This window comes from Acinetobacter sp. P8-3-8 (assembly GCF_000214135.1).
Classification (GTDB): Bacteria; Pseudomonadota; Gammaproteobacteria; order Pseudomonadales; family Moraxellaceae; genus Acinetobacter.
On sequence record NZ_AFIE01000192.1, the window covers coordinates 1 to 278 of the forward strand.

General features: G+C 52.2%; 1 protein-coding gene. It reads right to left on the minus strand.

Annotated elements, in window-relative coordinates; all coding sequences use genetic code 11:
• Positions 1-278, minus strand: a 278-nt coding sequence (locus tag GGG_RS20340) for an Ig-like domain-containing protein (RefSeq protein ID WP_010118283.1), incomplete at both ends; no start/stop codon positions are given.

Consider the following 278-nt stretch of genomic DNA (forward strand, 5'->3'; position numbering starts at 1 on the left):
ACTGGTGCTGTCTTCGGACTTTCGTTACCCGCCGCATCTTTTTGGGAGATTTCAATCGCATGTGGACCATCAGCCAAGTCAGTTGTTGGCGTGAAGCTCCAGTTGCCTGTTGAATCCACCACCGCTGTACCAATCTCTACGTCATTGTCGTAGATGCTAATGCTGTTACCCGCTTCGCCTGTACCTGTCAGTTCTGGGCGTTGGTCATTGGTCGTGTCTCCGTCTGCGATGCTACCAGTAACTGGTGCAACGTCATCGGTGATGTTGTCCAAGGTTGG